This is a genomic window from Citrobacter sp. Cpo061 (genome assembly GCF_030332845.1).
GTDB lineage: Bacteria > Pseudomonadota > Gammaproteobacteria > Enterobacterales > Enterobacteriaceae > Citrobacter > Citrobacter portucalensis.
Genome location: NZ_JAOWHB010000036.1, coordinates 460,590 through 484,502, shown reverse-complemented (window position 1 = coordinate 484,502; position 23,913 = coordinate 460,590). Strand labels below are relative to the sequence as shown.

At 50.2% G+C, this 23,913-nt stretch carries 21 protein-coding genes and 2 tRNA genes; 13 read left to right on the top strand and 10 right to left on the bottom strand.

Translation table 11 applies throughout. The features are described from left to right. Positions 1-47: 47 nt before the first annotated feature. Positions 48-941, top strand: a complete 894-nt coding sequence (locus tag OGX97_RS08340) for a LysR family transcriptional regulator (RefSeq protein WP_032943239.1) — start codon at positions 48-50, stop codon at positions 939-941. 52 nt (positions 942-993) lie between these two features. Here the strand turns inward: OGX97_RS08340 and OGX97_RS08335 are convergent, their stop codons facing one another. Next, entirely contained in the window at positions 994-1,134 is a 141-nt protein-coding gene (locus tag OGX97_RS08335; protein WP_003832695.1) for a hypothetical protein, read from the bottom strand. Between the two features lie 332 nt (positions 1,135-1,466). Here OGX97_RS08335 and OGX97_RS08330 point away from each other — a divergent pair, with 332 nt between their 5' ends. Beyond that, positions 1,467-2,948 carry an APC family permease gene (locus OGX97_RS08330; protein ID WP_286592227.1) on the top strand — a complete coding sequence of 494 codons (1,482 nt, stop codon included), beginning with the start codon at positions 1,467-1,469 and terminating at the stop codon, positions 2,946-2,948. Between the two features lie 21 nt (positions 2,949-2,969). Here the strand turns inward: OGX97_RS08330 and OGX97_RS08325 are convergent, their stop codons facing one another. Then, complete coding sequence (locus OGX97_RS08325) at positions 2,970-3,668, bottom strand: cache domain-containing protein (protein ID WP_103014626.1); 699 nt, start codon at positions 3,666-3,668, stop codon at positions 2,970-2,972. A 24-nt stretch (positions 3,669-3,692) separates the two neighbouring features. After that, complete coding sequence (locus tag OGX97_RS08320) at positions 3,693-4,418, bottom strand: FadR/GntR family transcriptional regulator (RefSeq protein WP_003029304.1); 726 nt, start codon at positions 4,416-4,418, stop codon at positions 3,693-3,695. A 315-nt stretch (positions 4,419-4,733) separates the two neighbouring features. On the opposite strand from OGX97_RS08320, the gene OGX97_RS08315 reads away from it, so the two are divergent. From OGX97_RS08315 to OGX97_RS08300, 4 genes are all read left to right on the top strand, one after another. Beyond that, positions 4,734-6,161 (top strand): gamma-aminobutyraldehyde dehydrogenase, encoded by a 1,428-nt coding sequence (locus OGX97_RS08315; RefSeq protein WP_186413448.1) that lies wholly within the window; start codon positions 4,734-4,736, stop codon positions 6,159-6,161. A gap of 11 nt (positions 6,162-6,172) precedes the next feature. Further along, positions 6,173-6,646, top strand: a complete 474-nt coding sequence (locus OGX97_RS08310; RefSeq protein WP_032943249.1) for an ester cyclase — start codon at positions 6,173-6,175, stop codon at positions 6,644-6,646. Between the two features lie 88 nt (positions 6,647-6,734). Continuing rightward, positions 6,735-8,627, top strand: coding sequence for an NAD(P)-binding protein (locus tag OGX97_RS08305; RefSeq protein WP_235123930.1), 1,893 nt, complete (start codon positions 6,735-6,737; stop codon positions 8,625-8,627). Positions 8,628-8,630: 3 nt separating this feature from the next. Further along, entirely contained in the window at positions 8,631-9,839 is a 1,209-nt protein-coding gene (locus tag OGX97_RS08300; protein WP_235123928.1) for a c-type cytochrome, read from the top strand. Between the two features lie 43 nt (positions 9,840-9,882). On the opposite strand, the gene pdxR is transcribed toward OGX97_RS08300, so the two are convergent. Next, complete coding sequence (gene pdxR / locus OGX97_RS08295) at positions 9,883-11,358, bottom strand: MocR-like pyridoxine biosynthesis transcription factor PdxR (RefSeq protein ID WP_235123926.1); 1,476 nt, start codon at positions 11,356-11,358, stop codon at positions 9,883-9,885. A 106-nt stretch (positions 11,359-11,464) separates the two neighbouring features. On the opposite strand from pdxR, the gene puuE reads away from it, so the two are divergent. From puuE to OGX97_RS08265, 6 genes are all read left to right on the top strand, one after another. Further along, positions 11,465-12,727: a 4-aminobutyrate transaminase gene (gene puuE / locus OGX97_RS08290; RefSeq protein ID WP_071446917.1), complete on the top strand. Its 1,263-nt coding sequence runs from the start codon at positions 11,465-11,467 to the stop codon at positions 12,725-12,727. A gap of 213 nt (positions 12,728-12,940) precedes the next feature. Beyond that, the gene (locus tag OGX97_RS08285; protein WP_235123924.1) at positions 12,941-15,073 is read left to right on the top strand and encodes a TonB-dependent receptor; all 2,133 of its coding nucleotides are present in this window, start codon (positions 12,941-12,943) and stop codon (positions 15,071-15,073) included. Positions 15,074-15,082: 9 nt separating this feature from the next. Beyond that, on the top strand, positions 15,083-16,093 hold the full coding sequence (locus tag OGX97_RS08280; protein WP_079933958.1) for an ABC transporter substrate-binding protein: 1,011 nt from the start codon (positions 15,083-15,085) through the stop codon (positions 16,091-16,093). Positions 16,094-16,250: 157 nt separating this feature from the next. Next, the gene (locus OGX97_RS08275; RefSeq protein WP_235123922.1) at positions 16,251-17,306 is read left to right on the top strand and encodes an ABC transporter substrate-binding protein; all 1,056 of its coding nucleotides are present in this window, start codon (positions 16,251-16,253) and stop codon (positions 17,304-17,306) included. Next, positions 17,293-18,297, top strand: coding sequence for a FecCD family ABC transporter permease (locus OGX97_RS08270; RefSeq protein WP_003832715.1), 1,005 nt, complete (start codon positions 17,293-17,295; stop codon positions 18,295-18,297). The genes OGX97_RS08275 and OGX97_RS08270 overlap by 14 nt, the downstream gene beginning before the upstream one ends. Continuing rightward, entirely contained in the window at positions 18,294-19,046 is a 753-nt protein-coding gene (locus OGX97_RS08265) for an ABC transporter ATP-binding protein (RefSeq protein WP_235123920.1), read from the top strand. The genes OGX97_RS08270 and OGX97_RS08265 overlap by 4 nt, the downstream gene beginning before the upstream one ends. On the opposite strand, the gene OGX97_RS08260 is transcribed toward OGX97_RS08265, so the two are convergent. From OGX97_RS08260 to OGX97_RS08235, 6 genes are all read right to left on the bottom strand, one after another. Further along, positions 19,033-19,755, bottom strand: coding sequence for a substrate-binding domain-containing protein (locus OGX97_RS08260; protein ID WP_235123918.1), 723 nt, complete (start codon positions 19,753-19,755; stop codon positions 19,033-19,035). The two genes, OGX97_RS08265 and OGX97_RS08260, sit on opposite strands and share 14 nt — an antisense overlap. Before the next feature lie 186 nt (positions 19,756-19,941). Continuing rightward, positions 19,942-20,018, bottom strand: a tRNA-Val gene (locus tag OGX97_RS08255). Between the two features lie 4 nt (positions 20,019-20,022). Beyond that, positions 20,023-20,099: transfer RNA gene (locus OGX97_RS08250), tRNA-Val, on the bottom strand. Positions 20,100-20,298: 199 nt separating this feature from the next. Continuing rightward, entirely contained in the window at positions 20,299-20,781 is a 483-nt protein-coding gene (locus OGX97_RS08245; RefSeq protein WP_100272531.1) for a glutathione peroxidase, read from the bottom strand. Between the two features lie 168 nt (positions 20,782-20,949). Then, a complete protein-coding gene (locus OGX97_RS08240; protein ID WP_235127610.1) occupies positions 20,950-21,498 on the bottom strand; it encodes a GNAT family N-acetyltransferase in 549 nt (182 codons plus the stop codon). Positions 21,499-21,531: 33 nt separating this feature from the next. After that, entirely contained in the window at positions 21,532-21,864 is a 333-nt protein-coding gene (locus tag OGX97_RS08235; protein ID WP_063941528.1) for an EmrE family multidrug efflux SMR transporter, read from the bottom strand. 284 nt (positions 21,865-22,148) lie between these two features. Between OGX97_RS08235 and OGX97_RS08230 the strand changes: the two genes are divergently transcribed. Continuing rightward, positions 22,149-23,774, top strand: a complete 1,626-nt coding sequence (locus tag OGX97_RS08230) for an ATP-binding cassette domain-containing protein (RefSeq protein WP_235123916.1) — start codon at positions 22,149-22,151, stop codon at positions 23,772-23,774. The last annotated feature ends 139 nt before the right edge of the window (positions 23,775-23,913 follow it).

Here is a 23,913-nt window from a genome sequence, read left to right as displayed (position 1 = left end):
TCCGGACCTGTACCATATATCACAACAGGTCTGGAGTGGGGATAAGCATGCTGCGTGATAATTTTAACGATCTCTATTATCTCATTATCGTTGCCCGCGAGCGTAGTTTTACCCGGGCAGCGGCAAAACTTGGGGTTTCGCAATCCGCGCTAAGCCATGCGATTCGTGGGCTTGAAGAGCGGCTGGATGTACGGCTTCTGACCCGCACCACGCGCAGCGTTGCGCCGACCGAAGCCGGAGAACGGCTTATCAACAGTATCAGCCCGCGTTTTGATGACATTGAAACAGAGCTGCTGGCATTAACCGATGTCCGTCAGCGCGTGGCCGGTAACATCCGCCTGACGCTGGGCGAACATGCATTGCAATCTACCGTCTGGCCCGCGCTGGAGCCGTTTTTGCAGGCTTACCCTGATGTTAATGTGGAAATGACCATCGACAATAGTCTGACGGATATTGTGACTGGCCGTTATGACGCGGGTATTCGGCTCGGTGAGCAGGTGGCAAAAGACATGGTAGCCGTCAGAATTGGCCCGGACTGGCGCATGGTAGTGGTGGGGTCACCGGCGTATTTTGCTCGTCATGGCAAACCGCAAACCCCTCACGACCTGCAAAATCACAGCTGTATTAACATGCGCATGCCGACGTTGGGCGGATTATACGCCTGGGAGTTTGCTAAAGACGGGCAAGATTTGCGCGTACGGGTGGAAGGGCAGCTTATTTTTAACAATCTACCCCCGCGAATTAGCGCAGCGATGGCGGGAATGGGGCTGGCTTTTGTGCCGGAAGACACCGTCGAGCAGGCTGTTGCAGAGGGGGCATTGGAAAAAGTGTTGGAGGACTGGTGCGAACCTTTTCCTGGCTATTATTTGTACTATCCCAGCCGAAAACAGCATACCGCCGCCTTTGCCCAACTGATTGAGGCCTTACGGTATACGGGCTGAAGTGGGTGGGGTTAACAGGCGATAAAAAACCGGCATTGCGCCGGTTTGGAAATCAGATTTTGCAGGCGTCGCCGCAGTCATTATCAGCAATAATTTCCTGCGCTTTCTTGTCTGCATCTTCCAGACGTTCAGCGTTACGCTCTTGCGCTTCTTCCAGTCCATCAAAGACCAGATTATCGAGATCAATTTCCATCATTCACCTGCTCAGGTTCAGCGTTTAACATCACGTTATTATATTGCAAAAATGTTGCTTAACAGCAGCGATTCTTGCTACTTAGCATCGAACGCAATCCGCTGTGCGTATTTATCCGCCAAAATAGCCTATGGTTCGCAATTGCTAAAGAATCGTTGGTTGTAAATACCGCAAAATTCTCGCTCTCTCTACCGTTTTATCTCCACTTTTTCATTAACGTGATGCGCGATCATTTTTAACAAATCTGCGACAAAATCACTATACATATAACTTAATATCTTTTATACATTAATTGTTCAACCCTGCGACTATTCCACAAAAGAGAAAGCAATATGGAACAGACACCTGATAAGAAAAACGATAATTTTCAAAAAGATGGCAAAGAACAGTTCAATCGCTCGATCGGTCTTATTTCAAACTTTGCGTTGGGTTTTACCTACCTGTCGCCGCTTACCGCCGTATATTCGCTGTTTGCGCTGGCCGTAACGCTGGCGGGGCCGCCCGCAGTATGGTGGATTTTAATCGTCGCATGTGGGCAACTTTTGGTGGCATTGGTGTTTGGTGAGGTCGCTTCCCAGTATCCGATAACCGGCGGGCTTTACCCCTGGGCCAGAAGGTTGTGGGGCAAGAAGTATGCGTGGATCGCCGCCTGGATCTACCTGTGGGCGCTGGTGGTCACCATTACGTCGATCGCGGAATATACATCAACGTTTGTTGAATCACTCTTCCACTATGGTCAGACGCCGGCCACGATGTTGGTGACTTCCGTCCTGCTGCTGCTGTTGATGATGGCCGTTAATATGTCCGGGACTAAAAATCTGGCCCGGGTGGCAAAAATTGGCTTCTGGTGTGAAATTGTCAGCGTGATCGCGCTGGGGATTTATCTGCTGATTTTCCACCGTTCACAGCCGTTCTCCGTGATTTTTGACTCGATGGGCGTGCTGGCTCATGACGGCAGCTACTCCACCGCATTTATGTCTGCTGCGCTGATGGGACTGTTTATGTTCTTTGGCTTTGAGGCCTGCGGTAACGTTGCGGAAGAGGTGCAGAATCCGAGTAAAAAGATCCCGGTGGCGATGATTTTAAGCATCGTATTCGGCGCGATTTCCGCCATTATTTCTGTTATGGGTTATTTGCTGGCTTCACCGAATCTGGTCAGCATCGTGAATGGCAAAACGTCCGATCCGATCCCGGCAATCCTTAATGAAGCTCTGGGCGAAACTGGCGCGACTGTCTTTATCGTGGTTGCAATTATCGCCATGTTGTCGTGCATTTTGTCTCTGCAGGCTGCGTTAAGCCGTCTTATCTTTTCTTTCTCCCGCGACAGAATGCTGCCGGGAAGTGAATGGATGGCCAAAATCTCTAAAAATGGTGTTCCGGATAATGCCATGGTCGTCAGTTACCTGCTGCCAGTGATCATCTGCGTTTGGGTTTATTTCCAGCCAGATAACCTGTCGCGTATCACCGCGTTTGCTGTTATCGGGATTTACATCTCGTTCCAGATGGTTGTGCTGGCCGCGCTGCGTCAGCGTCTGAAAGGCTGGAAACCGGCGGGGGAGTGGACCATTGGCGGTTGGGGCGTAATCGTGAATGTGCTGGCGTTAGCTTACGGATTGTGCGGGATCTGGTTACTGGCGCAACCGGCAGACAGCAGCGACTTCATCGACCGTTGGACGGTCCTGTTCGGCCTGGCGATTGTTGTTGGCTCGGGGCTTATTTATATGTTCCTGACCCGTCCGTTTGGTCGTTCAGCGGCGCCGGAAAACGACGCCATTGCCTACGCCAATAAGCTCAATATGGGGCAGGATAACTAAAAACTAAGGGCCTTCGGGCCCTTAGTTTTGATAGTGATAAAGGATAAAGTAGTCGCTCCGATACACCACGGTACTGTTTGCAGGTGACAGCAATTCACCCACGCGAAAACGTGGCCAACTGGAGAAAATGATCCTGTTTTCCAGATTAGTCAGAATCACATAGTCAGGATGGGCACAGGAAAGCAGTTCGGCTTCTATCTGACTGACCAGCAGATCGACCGCGGCAACACCGAGAAACTGGTTGTTGTAGTAGACCGGGACGGCTGACGTTAGGGTATAGGAGATATTGCAAATATAGTCGACGTAGGGGCCGTGGATATAGGCTTTGCCTGCCGGAGGAGAATGCTTAAACCACTCAAAGGTTCTGAAATCCAGTCGTTGTTGCGTGGCCTGATCCAAATCCAGATGCGCCTGGCTTAAACCATTATCTTTCTTATACCACCACTCCAGCAACCAGTACTCTTTTGTGGTTGCGGTGCTCTCAATATGGCTGGCGAATCCTGCCCCTGAGCAGTAATGGTTGTTATTGAGCGTGCGCTTGATGTGCTGTTGAACGGTGGATCTGACTGAGGGGTCGAGAACGACCTCGGCTGAGGCCTTTTGTACCCCTGAAATCGCCTCATGGATGCTCCTCGCCAGCGCAACGGTAGAATCTACGGTAGAAACAGTAATGTCATCAATTTTACGAATTAATGCGCTTAGGGATGTCGAAGAGCTCATTGTCTGTCCTGCCTTCACTGATTGTCAGTTCGAGTTATATTTCAGCTTTTTTTCAATAAGGTAGTAGGTAAACGTGTCGATGATCCGCGTGGCAAACTGTACTGACTCTGCCTCGTTGTGAGCAGCCAGCGCATCGGCCAGCGCCGAATAAAGCGCGATAATTTCTGCATGAATACTGTCTGTGCGATAAAGTATCGCCACCAGCGATGCCCATTCAGCCTGAACCTGCAGCTCCTGATTGGCCAGTCGCGCTGAATGCGAACTGGCGGCAATCGCCAGCAGACAACGCATATCGGCCTGGGTCATCAGCTCAGGTGAGTTTGCCTTTCTGAGCACCTCGACAAACTCGCGAAATTTGGCGATATCCGCACCGGTCATCCGTCGGGAAGCCAGCCTCGCGCTATGGCTAATAATGGCGCAATGCATTTCACCCAGATCAGACAGATAATCCGTACTGATCGCCTTGAACGGATGCAGGGCGCTATTTTTGCCATCAATATTTTCGCAAACGAAACTCCCGCCATTACGACCACGAACCGTATGGATAAGATTATTAGCCCGAAGCGTGTTTAGCGCTTCCCTGATAGTGATATGTGAGACACCCATCATCTTTGCCAAATCAGTTTCGTTGGGGAGCTGTTCTTTTGGCTCCAGCAACCCCGTGATAATGGCATTTGAAAGGCGTTGGACTATCTGGTCTGAACGACTGACCTGCCCGATAGGCGCAAATATGACCGCGTGAGTAATCATAATCTTTTCTGTACTCAATTCCCTGAAACAACGACCATTTTTAACACATGCCCGTCGGGCAAGGAAGGTAAGAATGGCCGAGTTATTTTACATGCCTGGGCGCAACGTCACTGCACAAGCGGATGTGTGTCCCGATAACCTTATGATGAGCTGGGCGTAACGCGTCAGCTGGCAATAAAAAGCCTCATCCTGCAAATGTGAAAACTAAGTTAAAAATGCGAGGCTTATCATAGTGTCAATGTTGCGCATTTGAAAAAATTTTACAATATATATATTACATAAGATTCTTTATGTATTAATTGGCAGGAGACAAACATGAAAACCCTGAAGCATTTTATTAATGGGCACTATGTAGCAGGCAGTAGCGAAGATAGCTTCGAACTGGTGAGTCCGGTTGACGGTGAAACGTACGCAATATCTCCCAACGCTAACGAGGCGGAGGTAGAGCAGGCTTACTCAGCAGCGGAGGCGGCGTTTAGCATCTGGAGAAAATCGACGCCGGCACAGCGGCAAAAGGCGTTATTGCGGCTGGCCGATGAGATTGAACGCAACGTTGAGCGACTGGTAACCGCGCAGAGCCAGGAAACCGGTCAGCTTCGCCATTTTATTGAGAAAGAGGAGATCGCAGCATCTTGCGATGCCATCCGCTTTTTTGCCGGTGCGGCGCGCTGTCTTGAAGGAAAGGCGGCCGGAGAATATTCCTCAGGATTTACTTCAACCATTCGTCGTGAACCGCTGGGTATTGTTGGGCAAGTGACGCCGTGGAACTACCCGTTCATGATGGCGGTGTGGAAGATTGCACCAGCGCTGGCGGCAGGCAACACGGTGGTGCTAAAACCAAGCGACACCACGCCAGTCAGTACGCTGCTGTTGGCTGAACTGGCCGCACCGTTGTTCCCGAGAGGGGCATTTAACGTTGTATTGGGCAAAGCCAGCACTGGTTCGCTGGTGGTTTCAAACCCGAAAGCCTCACTGGTCTCGATTACCGGTTCGGTCCGTGCGGGTTTGCAGGTTGCGGCTTCGGCGGCGGCAAATCTGACCCGAGCACACCTGGAATTGGGTGGGAAAGCGCCCGCAATCGTATTCGCCGATGCGGATATGGACAAGGCGATTGCGACGATTACCACAGCAGGCTTTTTCAATGCCGGGCAGGATTGCACAGCGGCAACGCGGATTCTGGTAGAGCAATCTATCTACGCTGAGTTTCTGGAAAAACTGATCCAGAAAACAAAAAGTATCAAATTTGGGCCGCCAGAAGATCAAAATGCACTGTACGGCGCATTGAATAGCCGGAATCAGCTGGAGCAGGTGAAAGGCTTTATTGAGCGTTTACCGGCACATGCAAAAATTGAAACCGGTGGGCGCGCAGGATCTGGTCCAGGCTTCTATTTTGAGCCGACGATCGTCTCCGGTTTGCATCAAAATGATGAAGCTATTCAGCATGAAGTATTTGGCCCGGTAATGACTATTCAGTCGTTTTCTACTGACGAAGAGGTACTACACAAAGCGAATGATGTGGAGTATGGTCTTGCCGCCAGCGTCTGGACCAGTAACCATGGTCGCGCCCAACGCTTCAGCATTGACCTCGATTTTGGCACGGTGTGGATTAACAATCACATTCCTCTGTGTGCCGAGATGCCGCACGGCGGGTTCAAAAAATCGGGGTACGGCAAAGATCTCTCATCTTATTCACTCGAGGAATACACTCGGGTGAAACATATCATGTGCGACATTTCTGAATAGAGAGGGTTACGATGAAAACATTAAAAATCGCGGTGCTTTCATTAGTGATGTTCTCGGGCTATAGCCTGGCAGAAAGTACATCGCTGAATACCGTAAAAGAGTATATGGCGGCGTGGAATGCGCATGATGCTTCGCGAGCCGCTCAATTTCTTGCTGATGATGCGGTCTATTATGATGCCGCCGCAGGAGAACCGATAAACGGCAGGGAAAAAGCAGAAAAAGAGGTTATCGGCGCTTTTATTAAGGCGGTTCCAGATCTTAGCTGGAAAATGGTTGGAAAACCCGTCTACGACGAAGATACCGTGGCCTTTCGTTGGGAATTTTCAGGCAAAAATAGTGGTGAATGGGCAGGGAGTCCGCCGACAAATAATCCGATCAAATTTGAAGGCGTCAGCTATATTCATGTTAAAGCAGGAAAAATCACCTGGCAGGGTGATTATTATGATTCTAAAAAACTGGATGAAGAGTTAAAGCCAGTGAAGTAGTCGGTTGTACCCCTTTATAAATAAGAAGGGGTATCTCTCTTATTTGTGTCGTATTAAAGGCAGTGTGTAGCAATAAGGAAAAAAGTTAATGGCAATTACCAGACGTGATTTTCTCAACGGCGTCGCGGTGACTATTGCGGCGGGACTTACCCCGCTGGAGTGGGTCAGGGCGGCAGGAAAGGGAAACGCATTTATAGATGGAAATTATTATCCTCCTGCGCTGACGGGGCTGCGGGGCAATCATCCTGGATCGTTTGAAATGGCGCATGTGCTAGGTCGCGAGCATAAACATTTTGATTTAAACGCTCTGCCCGTTGAGGAAGAGTACGATCTGGTGATTGTGGGTGGCGGTATTAGCGGGTTAGCTGCCGGTTGTTTTTGGCGTCAAGTTGCCGGGCAAAATAGCCGGATCCTGATCCTCGATAACCATGACGACTTTGGTGGACACGCCAAACGCAATGAATTTACCAGCTCGGGTAAGAAATTACTCGGTTATGGTGGCAGCGAAGCATTCCAGTCCCCTGCGCATAATTTCAGCCCTGAAGTACAAAAGTTGATGGAAACCGTGGGCGTCAGCGTCACGCGGTTGAAAGAGAGTTTTGACGTAAACTTCTACCCCGACTGGCAGCTCAGTCGCGGCGTTTTCTTCGATAAGAAGAATTTTGGCGAAACAAAAATCGTCAGCGGCGATCCGGGCCGCGCGGTATCTGATGATATTCCGCCGGACAGGCTCAATGGGCGTAAAATTGAAGACTTTATCAATGATTTTCCGCTAAGTGAGAATGACAGAAAAGCGCTGATCGACCTGCACGTCCGGCCCGGTGATTACCTGCCGGGAATGACGGTCGATGAGAAAATGGAATGGCTGGATACCCACAGCTACAGTGAATTTTTGGCAACAAAAGTCGGTTTGAGCAAAATGGCGCTGCTCTATTTCCAGCAGCGTTCCAACGACTTCTTTGCTATTGGTATTGAAGGTATTTCTTGTAGTGATGCCAGGGCGTGCGCCTTACCCGGCATGGAAGGGATGGGGTTACCGCCGCTGGACGGAGAGTCGCTGGCCGACCTCGAAGAGCCGTATGTTTACCACTTCCCGGACGGTAACGCCGGGTTAGCCCGCCTGTTAGTCAGATATATGCTGCCGGATGCGCTACCGGGCAACACGATGGAAGACTCTGTCCTCGCCAGACTACATTACGAAAAGCTGGATCTGCCGGAAAACACCACGCGCCTGCGCCTGAACAGCACGGTGATTAATGCGGCCAACGTGCAGGATGGCGTGGCGGTGACCTATCTGCGTGACGGTAAAATGCACCGTGTGCGCGGTAAGAACACCATCATGGCAGGTTATAACATGATGATCCCGTATCTGGTGCCTGAGATGCCGGAACAGCAGCAGGCGGATCTTAAACTGAACGTGAAGGCACCGCTGGTGTACACCAACGTGGTGGTCAAAAACTGGCAGGCGTTCAAACAGCTTGGCGTACATGAGTTTTATTCTCCGGCGGCACCTTATAGCAGGGTCAAGCTCGACTATCCGGTCAGTATTGGTGGGTATCAACATCCGGCCTCCCCGGACGATCCGATGGTCATTCATATGGTCTATGTGCCGACCTATCCGGGCAGTAACCTGTCGGCCAGAGAGCAGTTCCGTCTGGGACGAGCCTATTTGCTGGGGACCACTTTTGCCGCGCATGAGGAGATGATTCGCTCCCAGTTGCAGGAAATGTTTGGCTCAACGGGCTTTGATAATCAACGCGATATTGCCGCCATTACGGTTAACCGCTGGGCGCATGGCTATGCGTACTACGCCAACTCGCTGTTCGATGATATGGATAAGATGCCAGAAATTATCGAACGGGCGCGTAAGCCAGTCGGTCGCATTGCCATCGCTAACTCTGATTCTGACTGGAGTGCTTATGCCCACACGGCAATCGATCAGGCATGGCGTGCGGTTAATGAACTCAAGGATATGGGGTGATCTATGCGTAATGTAACCATTCTCGCCGCCTGTTTATTTACCGCTTCGGTTTCCGCTGCTGAATCTAACGGTGAATACATCGCGCGAATTTCAGACTGCGTCGCCTGTCACACAGCAGAAGGTGGTGCGGCGATGGCGGGGGGCAAAAAGTTTCCTACTCCGGTGGGGGATATTTATTCGACCAACATTACCCCGGACAAAACGCAGGGTATTGGAAATTATTCTTACGAGGATTTTGAAAAGGCCGTACGGCAGGGGATCGCCAAAGATGGTCATCCGCTCTATCCGGCTATGCCTTATCCCTCCTATGCGAAACTTTCTGACGAGGATGTTAAGGCGCTGTATAGCTATTTTATGCATGACGTCACGCCGTCAGCAGAGCCCAATAAAGAGAATGCCATTCCGTGGCTACTCTCCGCCCGCTGGCCGCTGCATATCTGGAACTGGCTGTTTACCGACGCGCCAGTGACGGCTGTAGAGGGCGTGAAAACGGATGATAATGCTGCCCTGGTAAAACGGGGTGCTTATCTGGTGGAAGGCCCCGGACACTGCGGTTCATGCCATACCCCGAGAGGCATGGCGATGAACGAAAAAGCGTATACTAATGCTGATGCCGAATACCTGAGCGGCGCGATGATTGACGGCTGGTATGCACCGTCGCTGCGCGGCACCGGTATGTCTGAGCAGGAGTTAAAATCGCTGTTGCTGACCGGTAAAAGCAAGCATGCCGCGGTTTCAGGTTCGATGGCTGAAGTCGTCACGCAGAGTACACAGTATCTGACCGACGAAGATGCCACGGCGATCGCCCAATATCTGTTGAGCCTGAAAAGTGCGAAGCCTGAAACGGTACGTGCTGCGGCGACTACAGCATCCTGGTCGAATTCACCTGAGGCGGGCAAAGTGACCTATAACCGCTACTGTTCAACTTGTCACGGTCTGGAAGGGAAAGGTACGGATGATAACGCGCCTTCTTTAGTTAACAATCCACTGGTGATGGTTGATGACCCGACACCGCTGTTCAGAGTGATTGCCCACGGCGCAGAAACACCGACAACGCGTGGCAGCGTCTCCTTTAAGATGCCTGCCTACGGTGGCTTGTTAAGCGACAACGAAATGCGCGACGTGATCAACTACGTGCGTAAGAGCTGGGGTGAAGGGAATGGCGAAGTAAGCCAGGAAGACCTGGCTGGCGTTAAAAAAGCGTCACATTAAACAGTTTGCCGGAGAAGGTGCTTGCACCGTTATCCGGCAGTGCTTACACGGTGTTTACCCTGATAATATCCGCGAGTCGGGTAAACGCCGACGTCATTTCATTTTCTTCTATACTGGCAAATCCCAGCAACAGGCCGCTGCGTTTCTCTTCATTCACGTAGTAGCGTGACAGTGGGCGCACCAACAACCCTTGCGCATTCGCCTGTTGGGTAATGACCGCATCATCGCTCCCGGAGGGTAACTGTAAGATCATATGCAGCCCGGCGTTGCTGCTGAAAGAACCAAGAAAATGTTCACCAAGTTGGCGGCTGATAAGCTCTACCAGCATCTGGCGACGACGACTGTATAGCTGACGCATTTTCCGAATGTGTGCCGCGTAATAACCCTCGCGAATAAACTCCGCCAGTGCGGCCTGAATCAACAGATGCCCACCACGATAGAGGTCGTTATGAACCTTTTTCAGCGGAGCGGCTAACGATTTAGGTAGCACGACATACCCGAGTCGCAGTGCGGGATAGAGTGTCTTACTGAATGTCCCGATGTAAATGACCGGTGTCTCTTCTTCCAGCCCCTGCAAAGAGGGAATCGGCTGGCCGGAAAAGCGGAACTCACTGTCGTAATCATCTTCCACTATCCAACTTCGCGTTTCACGTGCGCGAAAGAGAAGTTGCCGGCGGCGGCTCAGACTCATTACCGAACCGAGCGGGTATTGATGTGACGGTGTCACAAAAATAAGTTTTGGCGGTGTTTCACCTGCATCCGGCGGGACCATGCCTTGTTCATCAACCGGGATAGCCGAAAAATTAACGGCATTGATGCGCAGAATATTTTTGATTCCCCAGTAGCCCGGTTCCTCAATCCAGGCGTGATCGCCGGGGTTGCATAAAGTCCGGGTCACCAGATCCAGGGCCTGGTGAATACCTTCAGTAATCAGAATTTGCTCCGGTGAGCACCGTACGCCGCGAGCGGTGCGCAGATAGTCTGCCAGTGCTTCTTTTAGCTCATTCACGCCGCCTGTGGCATCGTAAGTGAGATACTCCGGGCGCAGTCGTCTTGCCAGCCTGTCCTGAATTTTCTTGAGCACCCGGTGCGGGAAATGCTCTACATCAGGTACGCCTGGAATAAATGCCCCCCACTGACGGGGACTGGCGCTGGCATGACCCAGCAGCTCAAGGCAGCGGGCGGATAAGCGGGTGTGATCTTCCAGAGCGGCAGCAACAGGCTCTTTGTCAGGACGCAGGTCGAGATTGTCCAGCACGCTGTCGGTCACAAATGTGCCGCTGCTGGTGCGCGCGGAAATATACCCTTCAGCTTGCAACTGTTCGTACACCCGCAGGACGGTATTGCGCGATAGCGTCAGCTCTCCTGCCAGGTCACGCGACGGAGGCATTCGGGTAGCCGGTTTCAGGCTACCTTCGAGGATGCAACTACAAATGGCGGCATACAGACGGCGATGTAGTTTTTCGTCAGTCTGCTGATTAAATGCATGCTTGATCACATCTCCGGCAAGTGAACGCATTTGGATCCTTAAAATAAAACGATTTGGCTCTCGATTAAAGTACCAGACGGCGTCTAAATTTAAAGGGTAATTCAACCGAAATGTATTAATGGACAAGGTGTAGAGAATGAACAATAAAAACCTGCAACAACGTCGTCTGGATGCCACCCCGCGTGGCGTGGGTGTGATGTGTGATTTTTATGCCCAGTCGGCAGAAAACAGCACGATTACCGATATCGAAGGCAATCAGTACATCGATTTTGCCGCCGGGATCGCCGTGCTGAACACCGGACACCGCCATCCTCGCCTGGTGCAGGCAGTCGAAGCGCAACTTCAGGCTTTTACCCATACGGCTTATCAGATTGTCCCGTACGAAAGCTATGTGTCTTTGGCTGAGAAAATCAACGTCGTTGCGCCAATCGACGGCAAGCGTAAAACCACATTCTTCACTACCGGGGCTGAAGCGGTAGAAAACGCGGTGAAAATTGCGCGCGCGCATACCGGCCGTCCTGGCGTTATCGCATTTGGCGGTGGTTTTCACGGGCGTACTTACATGACGATGGCGTTAACCGGCAAGGTGGCACCCTATAAAAAAGGTTTCGGCCCGTTCCCTGGCTCTGTTTACCATGCGCCGTATCCTTCTGAATTGCAGGGCATTTCCACGGCGGATTCCCTAAAAGCGATTGAGCGTCTGTTTAAAGCCGATATCGATCCAACCCAGGTTGCGGCGATTATCTTCGAACCCGTCCAGGGCGAAGGGGGCTTCGTGGTGGCACCGCCAGAATTTGTGGCTGCCATCCGCCGTATTTGCGACGAGCATGGCATCGTGATGATCGCTGATGAAGTACAAAGCGGGTTTGCCCGTACGGGTCAGCTGTTTGCGATGGATCATTACGCCGATAAAGCGGACCTGATGACCATGGCGAAAAGCCTTGCGGGCGGCATGCCGCTGTCAGGCGTCGTGGGCAAAGCCGAAATTATGGATGCGCCTGCGCCGGGTGGTCTGGGGGGAACTTACGCCGGAAACCCGCTGTCGATTGCAGCGGCCCATGCGGTGCTGGATATCATTCGTGATGAGCAGCTATGCCAGCGTGCGGCGGCTCTCGGCGAACAGCTGCGCGCCGCTCTGACAGACGCGCAAGCAGGGTGTCCTGAACTGGCCGAAGTGCGAGGTTTAGGCTCTATGATTGCTGCTGAATTCTGTGATGCAGCGACAGGAGAACCCAACGCTGCTGCCGCACAACGCGTGCAGAAGAAAGCCCTTGAGCAAGGATTACTGCTGCTGACCTGCGGTCAGTATGGCAACGTTATTCGTTTCCTTTACCCGCTGACAATTCCGCAGGATCAGTTCGCCAAAGCGCTCGATATTATCAAAGCAGCAACCAAGTAATTCGTTAGTTGTCATTTACCCAAAGCCGACGGTCGTCATCACCGTCGGCTTTTTTGTTGCCGTGGATTTACCAACCACATTCCGTTATATATTTACATATATATCGATTGGATCTATTCTATTCATCATACAAATATAATAACTGTACTCTTCAAGAGAAGGCGCTTGCGTTAGCGGCCTCCAGTCTTTCTATCTAACGAATTGAATTAACGAATGTTAAATAACAAATTTACCCCAGTGGCCTCTGGGTTGTTAACCTTTGCCTGTTTTTCCACCGCCGTCACGGCTCATGCTGAAGATACCGTCATCGTTTCGGCGCCAGCCACGTCACAATCCTCGTTATCGGAACATGAACCTCCGGCGAGCGAAAAAAAAGTCACGTTAGGTAGCCTCGGCGAGCGAGAGTTGATAGACGTTCCCTGGTCGGTGCAGACGTTGTCGAAAAAAGTGCTGGATCAGCAACAAATCAAAGATGTGAAAGACGCCTATCGCTACCTACCGTCCGTTCAGGGTGACGGCGTCCGCCCACAAACCCGCGGCATGCAAGGGAGCGTGGTACAAAACCATATGATTGATGGCCTGAACGCCGTCTCCACGACGGAATATTCGACCGAACAGTTCCAGAACATTGAGGTGTTGAGCGGCATCGTTGGATCGCTGTATGGCCCTGCTAATCCAGCAGGGATGTTTAATTTGGTGTCTAAACGACCTGTCGATACACCGTTGCATCGCGTCACAGTAGGGCAAGGTACAGGGTCGGGAACGTTGGCATCGATGGATTTCAGCGGCCCAATCGATGCGGGAGACCGGGTGAAATATCGCCTCAACTTGCTGAACGATGAGGGCCATAGCTACACCACCGATAGTCATGTCCGTCGACAGTACGCTGGCTTGGGGCTGGACTTTCAACTGACAGATCAAACGGTGCTGGAGAGTAATTTCAGCTATTACCATTATTACGAAAAAGGCATGCCGGGTAGCTTTGCCCTGGCGAAAGGCGTTCACTTTCCCGCGGCATTTGATCCTACGGACAGTAAATATGGTCAATCTTATGCCGGTCATGATGACGAAACGACTACCGTCGATATGCATATTAAGCATGATTTTGACGGCAACTGGATGCTGGATCTGGGGGCGCTGCACCAGGTTGCAGACCGCGAGTCGACGGCCGTGACCAACACCCTGACGGATAACCGGGGCGATTACACCACTACAACCTCTAATTCGGCGGCCAGTCGGTTTACCATCAACAGTTATTTAGCGAACCTGACCGGTAGCATTGATACCGGCTGGCTGACGCAGGATATTGCTACCGGAATGCGTGGATTTGTGTGGAAAAACTATAATCCAAGAAACGGCGGCACTTTCACTCTGGGGCATTCTTCCCTCGATCAACATCCCGACTATCCACGACCACCGTATCCAGATTTTAACGATCGCTATCATTCAGCGACCACCACTCAACATGCATTTTTGCTCAGCGATACGCTGCATTTTTCCCCGCAGTGGAGTTTGCTGCTTTCCGGCAGTGAGAACCTGTTTACCGTCAGTAACTACAACAAAGCTGGACATGAAAGCAGCCATCAGCAGGACAATGGCATGAGCGGTTCTACCAGCCTGATGTATAAACCGGTGGAGAACGTCACGCTGTATACCACCTGGGCGGACAGTTTGCAGCAGGGCGATACCGCGCCCGCCGGGGCGCGCAATGCCGGGCAGGTGTTAGATCCCTACCGTAGCCATCAACTGGAGGTGGGCGCAAAATATGCGCCAGTAAAAGATCTGCTGCTTACCGCTGCGCTTTTTGAAGCCAAACGCCCCTTTGCCTATACCAACGACAATGGCGATTTTGCTCAGGATGGTACGCAGAAAAACCGTGGGCTGGAACTGATGGCTGATGGGCATATCACCCGTAATTTGCGCGTGTTAGGCGGCGGAGCCTGGCTTGATCCAACGCTTCATAATACCGCGGCCAGCAATGCGGATGGTAAGCAAGTTGTTGGTTTGCCGCGCTTCGCCTCGAATATCCTCGCAATCTACACCATCGAACGGGTTCCGGGACTGGATATCGACACGAACATGCATTACGTCGGACGTCGGGCTACCGATAATGCCAACGACAGCTGGGTCGGGAGTTACACCACGGTGGACATCGGTACGCGTTATGCCACCAGACTGTGGAACACACCAACCACTTTCCGGTTTGATATCACCAATCTCACCGACCGTCACTATTGGACCAATATTGTTCCGGGCGCATTGACTGGTTACACGGGCGCAGGGGCTGCCAGCGCTCAACTTGGCGCACCGCGCCAGGCTCAGTTTTCTGTTCAGGTTGATTTTTAGGGGTTGCTTATGAAAACGTGCCACACATGGCTGCTTTGTGTGTGGCTGGCGTTTCCTGCCCTGGCAACACGCCAGGTTGTGGATGATGCTGGTCACACAGTTACCGTTCCCGCGCATGTTGAACGTATCGCGGATGGCTGGTTTGCCCATCATTCGGTGCTGATGACGCTGGGTGCTGGTCGTAACATTGTTGCGACGGTCAACCATGAGGAAAACCAGCCATGGATGTTCAAAATCAATCCTTCTCTGAGACAAGCCTTACAGATACGAGGAACATCATTTAATAGCGAGGATTTGCTGGCCCGGCACGTCGACGTGGTGTTTGTGGCAAAAGGAAAAGGGGATGCTCAAAGCTACAGTCAGGCGGGTATTCCGGCCCTTGAAATGGCATTTACTGACTATGCTTCGATGGAAAAATCGGTCACTACGACCGCAGAGGTTCTGGGTACCGAGCAGGCTCGCGTCCGGGCAACGGCTTACAATCAGTATCTCAACCGTGTACTCGCGGATGTGCAGGCTAAAACTGCGGAGCTGGCGGAAAATCAGCGCCCTCGGGTACTTCATATTCAATCGCTAAATCCGCTTAAAGTCGACGGCAGGAACACGTTGATCGATACCTGGATTACGCTGGCGGGTGGACGGAATGCGGCAGGTGAAGTTGACGGCAACATGAAAGAGGTGTCGCCCGAGAGGGTGCTCTACTGGCAACCGCAGGTCATTATTCTCGGTGCGGGGTGCGGTGATATCGCCAGTTCGCCATACGCAGCATTGTTCAAAGAACTTAACGCAGTGAAACAGGGTAACGTCTGGCGCAATCCGGCGGGCGTGTTCCCCTGGGATCGCTACGGCACTGAAAGCGCGTTGCAGCTACAGTGGGCTGCATCGAAACTGCATCCGGCATTGTTTAGCGGCCTGGATATGGTCAGCGTAACGCGAGATTTTTATCGCCAGTTCTTCGATTATTCGCTCACTCAGGAGCAGGCGATGCGAGTTTTAAACGCGTTACCCCCACAGGAGTAGCGCTCGCGTATAAAGACAGGCGTAATAAGGATTGCACGCCATTTTTACCCCTCTGAAATGTGGGGTTTGGTGCGCTCATGATGAAAATGGTTTGCCAGGCCTCTCGTTATATAATTTAATGCATATCGTTTTTACTCCTCTATTCAGATGGTATCCCATGTTAACTTTCCGCTCTTTTGTGCTGGTTTGCGCCAGCATGTTGTTTGCGTTTTCTGCTCAGGCCGACCGAACGATCACCGATCAGCTTGGTCGACAGGTCACGATTCCTGACCACGTGGACAAAGTGGTCGTGCTGCAACATCAGACGTTGAATATTCTGGTCCAGCTCAATGCCCAGCAGGACATTGTTGGTGTGATGTCGAGCTGGAAAAAGCAGCTCGGGCCTGAATTTGCGCGCTTTATGCCGACGATTACTACATTGCCGACGCCAGGCGATCTCACCAGCGTGAACATCGAAAGCCTGTTGGCGATTCATCCGCAGGTGGTTTTTGTCGCCAACTATGCGCCCGCGGAAATGATCCAGCAGATTCAGAACGCCGGTATTCCGGTCGTGGCTATCTCATTACGCAAGGATGCCACCGGGCAACAGAATAAAATGAACCCGACCATGGCCGATGAAGAGCAGGTCTACAACGAAGGGTTGAAGCAGGGTATTCGCCTGATCGCTGACGTGGTTGGGCGCAAACCGCAGGCCGAAACGTTAATCGACTACGTTTTTGCCGCGCGGGCAAAATTCAATGCGCCGGTTGCAAAAATCCCGGATGCACAAAAAGTCCGTATTTATATGGCTAACCCCGATCTGATGACTTACGGCTCCGGGAAGTACACGGGACTGATGATGCAGCACGCGGGGGGATTAAATGTGGCGGCTGCCAGTGTGAAAGGCGCCCATCAGGTTGCGCTGGAGCAGGTATTAGCGTGGAACCCGCAGGTGATTTTTGTCCAGGATCGCTATCCGCAGGTGGTAACTGAGATCCAAAACGATCCGAACTGGCAGGGGATTGATGCGGTGAAAAATCATCGCGTCTGGTTGATGCCTGAATATGCCAAAGCCTGGGGCTATCCGATGCCGGAAGCGTTGGCGATCGGTGAACTTTGGATGGCCAAAAAACTGTATCCGGATGCCTATAAAAACGTAGACGTTGATGCGCAGGCCCAGGACTACTATCAACGTTTTTATCGTGTGAACTGGCAGCCTGATGCAGCTAAGTAACCGTATTCTGCCCCAGCAACCGCTCTTAATCGTTGTGGTCCTGTTGCTGGGCGTCAGTTCGCTATGCCTCGGACAGTATCCGCTGTCGTTAAGCGAAGTGTTTTACCACCTGACGCACTATAGCGACGCTGAGGGAATAGGCAGCCAGGTTATCTGGACGGTCAGGCTACCGCGTATTCTGATGGCACTGCTGGCGGGGGGCGCGCTTGGGTTATGCGGCGCGACGCTGCAAGGGGTATTTCATAACCCTCTGGTCGACCCGCATATTATCGGCGTGACGTCGGGGGCGGCCTTTGGTGGAACACTGGCCATCCTGCTCGGTCTTTCGCCCTGGCTGATGATGGGATCAACGTTTTTCTTTGGTCTGACAGCGTTGATCCTGGTGTATGCCATTGCTGCGTTACAGGGGCTGGAGAATACGCTGGTATTGATCCTGTCGGGTATCATTTTGAGCGGTTTTTTTGCCGCGCTGGTGAGCCTGATCCAGTATCAGGCTGATACCGAAGAGACGTTACCTAATATTGTGTTCTGGCTACTGGGCAGCTTCGCGACGGCCAACTGGCATAAAGTGCTGCTGTTGGCGGTCCCGGTCGGTATCGCCGCGACGGTTTTGTACCAGCTACGCTGGCGGATAAACCTGTTGTCGCTCAATGACAAAGATGCCAGAGCACTGGGTGTGGCGGTGGTTCCTCTGCGACGCAGCGTTTTGGTGTGCTGCGCATTTTTGGTCGCTGCTCAGGTGGCGGTCAGCGGCAGTATTGCCTGGGTTGGATTAGTGATTCCGCATCTGGCGCGTTTGCTGGTGGGGGTTGATCATCGTCGTTTACTACCGTGCGCCTTCTGGTTGGGGGGCGGATTTATGATTGTGGTGGACGATATTGCTCGCACCCTGATGCACGCGGAGATACCGTTGGGGATTATTACCGCATTGTTCGGCGCGCCGTTGTTTGCTTTCTTACTCATTCGTACCAGCCGTCGGGAGAAATCATGATACCTGCCGCACTGCGTGTACATCAGCTTACTTATGGGTATCGTGCGCCACTATTTGAGCCGCTTACGTTCTGTTGCCAGAAAGGTGAGGTCTGGGCCGTGCTGGGACGCAACGGCCTGGGTAAAAGTACACTGCTCGATACGTTAACCGGCACGCTGCCTGCTTTAGGCGGGAGTATTGAAAATAACGGTGGGATAGGGATTGTGGCACAGCATAGCCATTTGCCGTTTCCGTACACGGTCAGCGACGTGGTGCTGATGGGGCGAGCACAGCACGTGAAGCTGTTTGCGCAACCCAGTCCGCAGGATCAAAAAAGAGCAATGCAGGCGTTAGAGCAGTTGAATATCGCGCATCTCGCCTCCAGCTCATTTGGCTCACTTTCCGGCGGGCAGCAACAGTTGGTGATGATTGCCCGGGCTTTGGTGACAGAGTGTCAAACGCTGTTACTGGATGAACCGTGTTCCGCGCTGGATCTCGCCAATCAGCAGGTGGTGCTGCAGCTCATCAGCGATCTGGCCCATCAACAGGGATGCAGTATTCTCTTTTCGACTCACGATCCGCTTCATGCGTTACAGGTTGCTTCCCATACTTTGCTGCTACTCCCTGAAGGAAAATGGCGGGCAGGGCCCACGAACAGCATTGTGACGGAGGAGAATTTATTCCTGGCCTATGGCTTAACGCTGAGAAAACTCAGCGTGGAGAACTACCAGACGCCGTTTATCGCACCGTTGTTTTCTATTCGTCGTTAAGCGTTAAGAATCCTGCGGCGCTAAGAAATTCCTGCCCGCCGCGGGAGAGTATGAAATCAACCAGCGCCATGACTTCATTGGATGCATCAAGCACCGCCAGTTGGTATTCGCAGCGAATATTGTGCTCATCGGGAATAGCCACGTAATGTACGTCGGGCATCGCGCGCAGCGCGTGTGCGTAATGCGCGTAACCGATAAACAGATCGGCCAGTCCCTGGCGCAGGATCCAGGCGCTCGCCAGTTCTCCTTGCGGGATTTTTACCGTATCACGACCACCCACCAGCGGGATTGCGCGCGTCCGAAGCTGTTGCCCGAGTCCTGGCTCCAGTACATCCATATTGTCGAAAAATGCCCAGGTATAGTCTCCGGAAGGGTCGCAGCCGGGCGTTGATGTACCTGGTCGCAGCGTTGGGTCGCGGAGTAAATCCAGCCAGACACCGGTTCGGTTGCTGACCAGGCTCAGTTTGTTCCAGCAAAAAGTGTGCGTAGAGACGGCTATATTACGTGCTAACAGGTTTTGCGGATGTTCCCGGTTGGCCGAGGCAAAGAGCGCACACGGTTCTCCCGCTTCAATACGCTCACGCAATAAACCGGCCGGACCATATTCAACATTAACGTCTATTCCACTCATGCGCGTGAACTGGCTTATCAGTGGCGTAAATGCAGGGCGCAAACTGCCTGCGGTTAACAGGAATATGGAAGAGGGCATGGTATCCGATCTCTGGCGAATGACATTATGCGAAGAAGGTGAATGATACGCGTTGAGCATGGAATTTAGAATGATTTAGCGCAGTGCTATTGAATCATCAAAGGAAATGATAAAACTGACGGATACAAACTGAAGATAAAAAAATAGTTTTGAAGTGAAATAGCACCAAATCAAAGGGATATGATTTGGTGCGTCCGAGTGGACTCGAACCACCGACCCCCACCATGTCAAGGTGGTGCTCTAACCAACTGAGCTACGGACGCAAGATGGTGCGTTCAATTGGACTCGAACCAACGACCCCCACCATGTCAAGGTGGTGCTCTAACCAACTGAGCTATGAACGCAACGTTGTAGGTGACAACGGGGACGAATATTAGCGGCACAGACCGAATGAGGCAAGAGGGAAATAGCATTTTTCTTCCTGATCTCACGCGATTGCAGAGTAATTAAGCAAGTTGATTATATTTTGTTGATTTTGCAGCGTGTTTTTTATTCAGACAGCGAACTGGGGCATACCAGGATCGGTTCGAATTACAGAGGCGCTCAGACTTTAAGCGCTGTAAGGATAGTGGTTTCTATTTTCTCTGGGGTAGTGAAGGGGGCAAATCGCTTAAGCGGCTTGCCGTCACGCCCGATCAGGAACTTAGTAAAATTCCACTTGATCCGACTACCCAGCACGCCAGGTAATTCGTCTTTCAGGTAACGAAATACCGGGTGTGTAGCGGCACCGTTGACTTCCACTTTCTCAAACATCGGGAAGCTTACACCGTAGTTGATGTGACAGGTTTGCGCGATTTCGTCGGCTCCACCGGGCTCCTGGTTACCGAACTGGTTGCAGGGAAAACCAAGCACCACCAGACCCTGCGCGGCGTACTTCTTGTAGAGCGCTTCGAGGCCTGCATATTGTGGAGTGAAACCACAATGGCTGGCGGTATTAACCACCAGAACCAGTTTGCCAGCGTAGTCGGCCATACAGATGGGCTGGCCATGCAAACTGGTGGCAGTCAGTTGATGAAAGGGGGCCATGCCTGAATCCTCAAATAAGATAGCATTACTCATGTTGCCCGCGAGTGACAGGCTTCGCTGCGTATCTATTTATTATGATCGCAACTGCAGTTTTAATAAACTTGCCATTGGTGCAGGGCAAAAATAGAAATTTTCTGCGGTTCGGTTATGGACATTCCATAATTTATTTTAACCAACCTGACGAGCGTTCCATTCGTCGCGTGTGATTTCCCAAAGTTCAGAATCCAGCAAACCGCTGACATACTCTTTCTTTTCCGTTTTGATAAGCCGCATGCCGCTACTGTCTGAAATACGTTTGGAACGGATATTGAGAGAGGCTTTCGGCGCACGCAATACCGTCTTATTTAACGTATTAAACCAATAATCCGTAGCGACATTACTGGCCTCACGAATAAAACCCTGCCCCTGATATTCCGGAGCTAACCAAAATCCACGGTTATTATCCTCAACGTCATAAAGGCAAATTAAACCTATGAGAGCGTCAGGGGCCTCACGGAGTCTGATAGTCCAGATCCACGCAATCCCTTTTTCCATATCAGGCAGGGCAACGTTATTGACGTAATTCTCCGCACCGTTATCAGGATAGGGCCAGGGTACTGAGGAGACCATATAGCGAACTATCTCCCAGCGGGGATAAAGCACCTGAATCTGCGAGGCATCTTCGGCTTCTAATGGTTTTAACAGCAAGCGTTCCGTATGGAGTATTGGTATTTTCATATGCACTTTTCCTACTCGATCAAGATAAGAGGATCAATGTGGGGAGGATTTTGAAAAAATATTAATAACCAGAACCCCAGCACAAATAAGAAGCATACCTGCGATCGCCGGAAAATCTAGCTTTTGCCCACTTACCAACCAGCCCAAAAGACTGATTAATACGATTCCAGCACCTGACCAAATTGCGTACGCTATACCCGTTGGAATAGTCGACAGAGTCTGGGAGAGAAGATAAAAGGCTGTGCAGTAGCACACAATAGTTGCTACAGATGGCCATAGGCGTGTGAATCCGTCAGAGAACTTCATCAGGGTTGTACCTATGACTTCAGCTACGATGGCCCCGGCAAGGAAAATGTATGAATTCAAAATCTGACCTCATGTGACAATTTAAAGCTAATATCGTATCACAAAGGGGTGGGTGAGTTTGAACACAGCCCAAACTACTACTGAAATGCCCGTTTCATGGCATCTAGTGAAGCGCCGCAAGGTCCGCTGTGAGCGAGGAGCGGACATGCTCCTTACGAGATAAATAATAAAGAAAAGCCTAGATTAAGCTAAGTATTTAAGCGTAAAATTTTGGCAGACATTCACTATTTTTCTTTAAAGTGAAATATATTAAAAGAGATAACTAATTGTAAAAGGATTACTTAATGTTTGATTTTTCATTTATTAAAAATGATCGTTCTAATGAAACGATTAGTGTTCGTTGTGGAGAGGTTGTTTTTTTTGTCGGTGGAAATGGAACAGGAAAATCATCTCTCGTTAATAAACTATACCGAGAACACTCCGATGATAATTCCGTATACGTGGTTGCACATCGGAAAAATGCGTTTAAGACGGATATAATTGATTATAGTAACTCAGATTATAAAAGTGCATCCCAGAGAGTCTTTAATGATTCCAGGTCTGCAAGTAGTAGGTATCGGACGGCTTGGGAAGATGATAGAACTGCAGTGCCAATAGTAAGATTAAAAAATAAAGCGACATCCCATGCGGTCAAAAGCATGCAACACTTAAAGGCAGGTGGTAAAACAGAAGAACTTGTTCTTCACAACGAGATTGATCTTGTTAACAATATTTTTAAAAATAGTGGATTTAATCTTGAATTTATCATTGATGAAGAAGCAAACTTAATGGTGAATAATTTTAGCTATGAACCGGTAAAAAAATACTCATTATCCCGGATGTCTGATGGAGAAAAAAGCGCATTAATCATCTGTTGTGAGGTTTTATGTGCTAATAGTGGTGCACTTATTGTGCTCGATGAACCTGAGCGCCACTTACACAAACGGATCGTATCTCTTCTCTTATCGAACCTAATAGAGGCTCGCAGAGACTGTGCTTTTGTCATATCAACGCATGAATTGACATTACCTTCTTTTTTTAAAGAGTCTACAGTTGTAAGTATTAATAGCTGCATTTATGAAAATGATCAACCTATTCAATGGAATGCGGCTGTTATAAAAAAATATGATGAGGCGTTGAATGGTTTAGATGAGCAAGTCAAAACTGATATTCTTGGTGCAAGAAATAATATGTTATTTGTGGAAGGTACACAATCAAGCTTGGATGCTGAGTTGTACGGTGCTTTATTTGAAAATGTATCAGTAATATCAAAAGAAAAATGTGATCTTGTTGAACAGGCAGTTAAAGGCTTGAGAAATAACACTGCTGCGCATTGGGTTAACGCTATCGGAATCATAGATAATGATAATAAGGTTCCGTCACAAATAGAAAATTTAAATTCGAGTTTTGTTTTTAGTCTTTCAGTACATTCAATCGAATCAATTTACTATCACCCTAAAATGATAAGATGGGTATTGCATTCTGTTAAGGATACTAATTTGACTTCTACTATTGATGAATGTTTTAGTAAGGTTTGCGAAATTATACGCTCTGCTCTTGAAGAGAAAAAAGAACATTTATGTTGTCGAGCAATAGAGAAAAAAATTCGAGCAGATGTGATGTCCTCAATTCCAACGCAAAGAGATATTCGTGAAGGCGGAACCTACAGTAAAGAAATTAATTTTTCTTCATTTTTAAATGATGAAATTATTTATTTCAATAGTTTAATGAACTCATCTGATTTTGACTCGCTTGTTGGTCGTTACCCAATAAGAGAAACGAATTTGCTGACTCCTGTTGCCAAACAATGTGGGTTTATAGATAAAAAAAGATATGAGCTAAATGTTATCAGAGTTATAAAAAATAATTGCGACGCCAGAAATTTTGTGCTTTCTTTACTTGGCGGTGCTTCCGAAGCTCTCATTCACTAAAAAAAATAAGCTAATTAATCATATAAAGCAACAGCCTTCGTTAAAGAAAGGTTGTTGCATTATGATCTGATATGTTGTTCAAATCTCTATCAATCTTTTTAATGTCCGCTGTTGGCACGAAGCGGACGCTATGAAAAAT